The following is a 7082-nucleotide window of genomic DNA, read 5'->3' on the forward strand; positions in this document are numbered from 1 at the left end:
CGGCGGTGGCCGGCTGGCGGCTGCGCCGGGGCGACCGGCCCCGCTCGGTGCTGATCGGGCTGCTGGCCGTCTGCGTGGCCGCGCTGATCGCGCTGCGCACCGGCCGCGCCGAGGACTTCTTCCTCATCCAGTTGGTCGCCAACGCCGCCAGCGCGCTCGCCTGGATGGTCAGCATCGTGGTGCGCTGGCCGCTGCTCGGTGTGCTCGTCGGCGTCGCGCTGAGGCAGCGGGGCCGGTGGCGGCGGGACCCGGCGCTGCTGCGCGCGTACCGGCGGGGCAGCTGGGTCTGGGCGGCGACGTACCTGCTGCGGGTGGCGGTGTTCCTGCCCCTCTACCTCGGCGGCCAGGTGGTCGCGCTGACCGTCGCCCGGGTGGCGTTGACCTGGCCGCTGGTCGCCGCGGCGCTCGGGGTGAGCTGGGTGGTGGTGCGACGGTCGTTGCCGGCGGGTCATCCGGGGCTGCGGCACCCGGTGACCGGGGCCGGCGAGCGGGCCGCAAGCCAGGAAAAATAAGGGAGAGGCCGCCACGGGGGGAGCGGCCTCTCCGGTGACGTACGTTACTCCGTCCCGGACCCGCGCGTGATCCCGTGCGGGCCTCTTTTTCGGGCTTTTTCGCGCTCGGTGCGCATCCGGATGATGGGGTGGGCCGGCCGACCCGCTGCGTCGGCCGGATGGCCGGCCCACCCCGGCCTGACCGTGGGTGTCAGGCCCTCCGCCGACCGGGCCACCACGGTCCCCCGAGCCCGGTCGGTCTCCGGGTGGGCGAGCCGCGCCGCCCACCCGGAGGAGTCGGCTCAGCCGTTGGGGAACAGGTTGCCGTAGTCGGCGTACGCCATGGCGACGTCGGCCTGCGCCCAGAACCGGTGGTAGTTGAAGGTCGGCTCCGCGCCGCCCTTCAGGTACGCCTCCACCTTCGGCCAGTCCGGGTCGTTCTTGTAGAACGACCGGATGTCGGCGAAGCTCTTGCCCGCGGCGATCGCGTCGCCGTTGGGCATCGTGCCGGTCCAGCCCGGCGGGACGTAGAGGCCCTGCCCGGTGGTGGCGTCGTAGACCTCGTCGAAGCGCCGGTAGTCGCCGCGCTTCTCCGGCCGGGAGACGCCCTTGGTGTCGCTGGCCGCGTGCAGCGCGTCGAGCAGACCCTTGGCGGTGTTCTTCGCCGCGACGTTGCCCGACCTGGCCGCGTACGCGATCAGGGTCCGGGCGTAGGCGGCGGCGACGCCGACGTCCTGGCCCTTCACCGTGACCTCGACGTGCAGGTTGGTGTTGGGCTGCGGGCTGGCCGGGTTCCAGGTGGTCGGCTGGCCGCTCCACTTCATGTCCGACGGGATCGACCAGTCGGCGCCCAGCGTGGTGTTGGCGATGGCCCAGGGCACCCACTTGTCCAGCAGCGCCTTGGCCTTGGCGTTGCCGGCCTCCAGGTAGAGCTCGGCGATGCGCTGCATCGACCAGGCCTGCATGCCGAACCACTGGTTCGACGGCGGGTCGTTGTAGACCGGGTCGACGTCGTAGTACATGCCGTAGAAGGTGGAGGTGCCGGCCGGCGGCTGGCCGTAGTTGCCGCCCCAGCTGTTGGTGGCGCCACCGGCGATGCCGCCCTCGGCGGACTGGAGCCAGGTGTAGAACTCCAGCTGCCGCTCGAAGCTCTTGGTCCAGTCGGCGACCGCGGTCGGCGACTTCGGCTTCAGCTCGGCCACGTTGGTCAGCGCCCAGGCCGCGAACGGGTTCTGGTAGCCGAAGTGGTTGTGGCTCGACCCGATCCGCCAGGACCAGTTCTGGTTCGGCTCGTACGCGCCGCCCCAGGCGTAGTACCAGGACATCAGGTAGTGCGCCGAGTCCCTGCCGGTGCCGGCCGGGCAGGTGGCCGCGCCGACGCAGTTGCCGATCTTCTTGAAGTACTTGTCGAACATCGCGTAGCGCAGGTAGTCGCCCATCTTGGCGGCCTTGGCCACGGTCGCCGCCACGTCGGCCGCCTTGCCCTGCTGCTTGGCCCAGGTCAGCGCCCAGTAGGCGGCCTGCACCGCGCGCGCGTCGGCGTCCGGGGCGTTGGTGTACTTCCACTGCTTGGCCGGGGCGTTGCCCTCCTTGATGAACAGGTCGAGGTAGCCGTACTGGCCGCCGTGGGCGAAGGTGTCGCAGGAGGGCTGCGGGATGGTCTCCCACACCGATTCCTGCGTGCCCCGCTGGAAGGTGTTGATGTACGCCGGCCGGCTGGTGCCGTCGCCGCAGCGACCGAAGCCGTAGGTGTTGTCCACGTCGAGCAGCCAGTGCATGCCGTAGATGTCACCGGTGCCGTAGGTGGACTGCAGCTCGGAGCGGAGCGGGTCCTGGCCGACCGGCACCGAGGGCTGGAGCGTCGACGGGTACTGGCTGGGCAGGTCGTATTCGGCCGCGTACTGCGGTGTGCCCGCCGCGCCGGCGGTCGGCTGGTCGGCATGGTTCGGAATGATGTATTTCTCCATGACCGTCCAGGCGTTGTTGAACGGTGCCCAGTTCTGGGTCACCCGCCCGTACTGGGCCTCCAGCCAGAGCCAGAAGCTGAACGCCTCCGAGGTGGTCTCGTGGCCGTGGTCGGGCGCCTCGACGATCAGCGTCTCGACGGAGTGGTACGGCACGCCCTCCGGGCTGAAGTAGCCGGAGTTCTTGATCTTCCCGTACTGCTCCAGGAACCGGGCGGTGTACGGGTTGTCGCCGCCGGGGGTGTCGTTGTCGATTTCCGTGGCGGTGACGGCGAGCGGGGCGAACCCGGTCGCCGAGGCGGTGATCGTGGCGGTGCCGCCGGCGGTGTCGGCGTCCTCCGCGGCGGCGACGGTGACGTTCACGCCGGTGTTCCAGTTGGCCGGGGTGAGGGTCACCGAGGCGGGCGAGACGGTGACGTCGGTGTCCCCGGTGCGGGCGAGGGACACCGGGACGTTCGCCGTCGGCGCCGCGCTGAGCTTCAGGTTGACCGGGGAGCTGCCGCCCTCGTTCACGCTCACCGCGGACGGGGTGGCGACCAGGACCGGGCCGGAGGCCGGCGCCACGGTGAAGGACTTCTCCGCGATGGCGCTGAGGTTGGCGTTGTCGTACGCCTTGGCCTGCACGGTGTAGCTGCCGGCGGGCAGGTCCTCCAGTGTGTAGCCGTAGGGCGCGGTGGTGTCGGTGTTGACCAGCAGGCCGTTGCGGTAGAACTCGACCTTGCCGATCGTCCCGTCCGGGTCGCTGGCGGTCGCGGTCAGCGGGACGTCGGCCGGCGCCTCGAACGGCCCGGCCGGCACGTTCAGGGCGACCGTCGGCGGCTGCTGGGGCGCCCCGCCGCAGGTGACCCCGTTGAGGGAGAACGAGGTGGGCTTCGGGTTGGTGCCGCTGTGCGAGCCGTTGAATCCGATGCTGGTCGAGGCGCCGGTGCCGAGGCTGCCGTTCCACGACTCGTTGGTGGCGGTGACCTGGTTGCCGGTCTGGCTCCACCGGGCGGACCAGCCCTGGGTCACCTTCTGCTCGCCGGGGAAGGCGAATCTCAGGGTCCAGCCGTTGATCGGGTCACCGAGGTTCTTGACGGTGACGTTGGCGGTGAAGCCGTTGTTCCAGTCGTTGGTCGCGTAGACCACGTCGCAGGCTGGGGCGGCCTGTGCGGCGCCGGCCGGCAGGGTCACCCCGCCGACCGCCAGCGCCGTGGCGGCGACCATCGCCAGGCGGCGACGTCTTGCCAGATCTCTCATGTGCGCGGTGTCTCCTTCGACCAGGCCGGGGTGGGGCCCCCGGCGGGGCGCCTTCCCGAAGAAAGGGGATTCGAGGCGCCCGGGGATGGTGGTCGCCCCGGCCCGGGCCGGGGTGCGGCGGGAGGCGGCCTCACGGGGACGGCGCTTCCGGCCGGCTGCGTCGGGTGCCGTGCCGGACGCACCGGCTGCCCTCGGCGACCCACGCTCACGCGATCTGGCTCCGCGTCGCGGTCGGCGACAGTGTGCCACGCATGGAAGCGCTCCCACAACATCGACGACGCGGCGACGCACCTACATGTTTCGATCTCGTTTAGGGGCTTTCACAAAGCCGTGACGGGCGTTACAGTCGCAGCATCGTCGATGGGAGCGCTTCCATCGACAAAGGTTCCAACTGGAAGATCACCCGGAGCCCCGTCTGCGACGGACCCGGGGACCAGCCCGAGGGCTGACGGCGGGCCAGCCCGGACGCCGCCGCCAGCCATCATCCCGCCGACGTGGAGGGAGGTGGATCCTCAAGCCACTCGCGTGGCCCGGCTCCCGCGCGACACGCACGACAGGACGCCAATTCCGCCCGTGCGTGTGCAGCAACGGTGGGGACGGGGGTTGCCCTCCCCCGTCCCCACACTAAACCCCCGTTCACGACGGGAAAAGAGGCCGACGGGACTGGCCGCGACGCCGTGCCGACCGGCCTCGCCGCCGTCGGCCCGTCGGAGCACCCCCGGTCGACGCCCCCGCGCCCGCCAGACCCCCCGCGGCGCCACACGCGGCGCGACCGCCCTCCCTCGCCCGCGCCTTTCGCGGCGCAGCCCGTCGGCGCCCGCCGCACCCTCCAGCTCCGCCAGCCCCGATCGCCGCCCACCCGCCGGGTCCCGTCCCGCTCGACCGGCGGATGACCGGCCGACAGCGCCTGCCCTATGCTGGGAGCGCTCCCGGCTCCCAAGCGGTGGCACGCATCCACGAGGAGAAAAACCCGATGTCGATACCCACCCGGCGGCTGCTCGGCCGCGCCGCGCTCTCCGCCACCGCCGCCGCCCGAACCGGCGGTCGACCGGGCGCCGCCACGGCCGCCGCCGCCGGCACGGCCGACGGCTGCGAGGACCCGGCGGAGGACACCGACGCGGAGACCACCGCCGCTCCGGCCGGCGGCCTGCGGTTCCCCCTGGGCTTCGGCTGGGGCGCGGCCACCTCCGCCTACCAGATCGAGGGCGCGGCCAAGGAGGACGGCCGGGGCGAGTCGGTCTGGGACACCTTCAGCCGGACCCCGGGACGGACGCGCAACGGCGACACCGGTGACGTCGCCGCCGACCACTACCACCGGTACGCCGAGGACCTCGACCTGATGCGCGACCTCGGGCTGCGCAGCTACCGGTTCTCCATCTCCTGGCCGCGCATCCTCCCCGACGGCGCCGGCGCGCCCAACCAACGCGGACTCGACTTCTACCGCCGCCTCGTCGACGGGCTGCACGAGCGCGGCATCGCGCCGATGGCGACGCTGTTCCACTGGGACCTGCCGCAGGCCCTGCAGGACGCCGGCGGCTGGGAGTCGCGCGACGTCGCCCACCGGTTCGCCGACTACGCCGAGATCGTCTTCCGCGCCCTCGGCGACCGGGTGCCGACCTGGCTGACCATCAACGAGCCGAAGACGGTGGTGCAGAACGGCTACCTCTGGGGGCACCACGCGCCGGGCCGGCAGGACCCGGCCGCCGCGTACCTGGTCGCCCACCACCTCCAGCTCGCCCACGGGCTCGCCGTCGGCGCGCTGCGCGCCACCGGCGCCGGCCGGATCGGCCCCGCGCTCAACCTGCACCCCTGCTACCCGGCCGACGACTCCGCCGAGGCGGCCCGGGCGGCCCGCCTCTACGACGGCTACGAGAACCGCCTCTACCTCGACTCGGTCCTCAAGGGCAGCTACCCGCAGGACGTGCTGGCCGACCTCGGGGCCGACAGCCGGATGGTCCGCGGCATCCGCGACGGCGACCTGGCGACCATCTCCGCGCCGGTGGACCTGCTCGCCGTGCAGTACTACACCCCGATCTACGTCACCGCCGACGGCGGGACGACCCGGCGCTGGCCCACCTCCGAGGCCGACTGGCAGCAGATCTACCCCGACGGGATGTACGACATCCTGACCCGGGTGACCCGCGACTACGGCCCGATCCCCCTCACCGTCACCGAGAACGGCCTGCCCACCCCGGACACCCTCGCCGCCGACGGCACCGTCGACGACACCGGCCGGATCAGCTTCCTGCGCGACCACCTGGCCGCCGCGCACCGCGCGGTCACCGCCGGGGTGCCGCTGGAGAGCTTTCACGTCTGGTCGCTGCTGGACAACTTCGAGTGGGCCGAGGGGTACGACCAGCGCTGGGGACTGGTCTACGTGGACTACCCCACGCAGCGACGCGTGCTCAAGCGCAGCGCACACTGGTACCGCACGGTCATCGCCGACAACGGCCTCTAAAGGGCCGGACAGCTCCCCACCCGGCGCCGGTCGGCGGGTGCCGGGTGGGGGTCCGCCGGTCAGCGGGGCAGGGCCTGCTGCAACTCCGCCCGCAGCGCCGGGGTGAGCATCTCCCCCGCCTGCTTGGCCAGCCGCGCCATCTCGTAGCCGACCACACCGATGTCGGCGTCCGCCCCGGCCAGCGTGGCCAGGATCGACCCGTCGCGGATCTGCATGACCAGGAAGTATCCGCGGCCCATCTCGACCACCGTCTGCTTGACCACGTCGCCGTCGAACATCTGGGCAGCCCCCGCGGTGATGCTCATCAGGCCGGAGGTCACCGCGGACAGCTTGTCGGCGTGGTCCCGGGGCAGGTGGTCGGAGATCGCCACCAGCAGCCCGTCGGAGGAGACCACGATCGCGTGCGCCACTCCCGGCACCCGCTGCGCGAACGCGCTGACCAGCCAGCTCAGGTCCCGGGCCTCCTGGCTCAACGTCATCATTGATCTCCCCCTTCGGTGCGCGCGCCGGCGCGCGGCACGGGTATCTCGGTGGTGTCCTCGGCCTCGGCCCGCCGGACACCGCTGTACAACCGGGACAACATCCCGCCGACCGCCTCCGGGTCCGGGTCGTGACGTGGCGCCGGCTGCTCCGGCCGGGCCGACCGGGTGACGGCGGAGAGCTGGGCCATCGGCACCCGGACGGGCAGGCCACGCTCGTTGGTGCCGCCGGTCACCGGAACGGCCGGTGGCGTCGGCGACGTCTCCCGCGCCGGGGCCGGCGCCGGCCCCTGCCGGGACCACCAGCCACCATCGGCCGCCGCGGGCGCCCCGGCTGCCGGGGCGAGCACGTCCTCGGCCCGCACCGGAACCGGGCGGGTCTGGCGCGGCGCGGTGGCCTCCGGGCGCCGACCGGCCACCGGCAGCTCCGCCGACGTCGGTGGGCCACCCA

The 7082-nt window shown here is 72.7% G+C and carries 4 protein-coding genes and 1 pseudogene; 2 read left to right on the forward strand and 3 right to left on the reverse strand.

All coding sequences use genetic code 11. The features are described 5' to 3' along the window. A partial coding sequence (locus NCC78_RS25025) for a DUF3159 domain-containing protein (protein ID WP_250797446.1) occupies positions 1-512 on the forward strand: 512 nt, incomplete at its 5' end. 281 nt (positions 513-793) lie between these two features. On the opposite strand, the gene NCC78_RS25030 is transcribed toward NCC78_RS25025, so the two are convergent. Then, complete coding sequence (locus NCC78_RS25030) at positions 794-3685, reverse strand: glycoside hydrolase family 48 protein (RefSeq protein ID WP_250797454.1); 2892 nt, start codon at positions 3683-3685, stop codon at positions 794-796. 982 nt (positions 3686-4667) lie between these two features. On the opposite strand from NCC78_RS25030, the gene NCC78_RS25035 reads away from it, so the two are divergent. Then, the gene (locus tag NCC78_RS25035; protein ID WP_250797449.1) at positions 4668-6152 is read left to right on the forward strand and encodes a GH1 family beta-glucosidase; all 1485 of its coding nucleotides are present in this window, start codon (positions 4668-4670) and stop codon (positions 6150-6152) included. A gap of 59 nt (positions 6153-6211) precedes the next feature. On the opposite strand, the gene NCC78_RS25040 is transcribed toward NCC78_RS25035, so the two are convergent. Both NCC78_RS25040 and NCC78_RS25045 read right to left on the reverse strand, forming a co-directional pair. Further along, a complete protein-coding gene (locus NCC78_RS25040; RefSeq protein ID WP_443677209.1) occupies positions 6212-6634 on the reverse strand; it encodes a roadblock/LC7 domain-containing protein in 423 nt (140 codons plus the stop codon). Further along, a pseudogene (locus NCC78_RS25045) lies at positions 6631-7082 on the reverse strand (nitrate- and nitrite sensing domain-containing protein); the annotation flags it as partial. The pseudogene NCC78_RS25045 and the gene NCC78_RS25040, both read right to left, overlap by 4 nt.

Source organism: Micromonospora phytophila, from assembly GCF_023656545.1.
GTDB classification, from domain to species: domain Bacteria; phylum Actinomycetota; class Actinomycetes; order Mycobacteriales; family Micromonosporaceae; genus Micromonospora; species Micromonospora phytophila.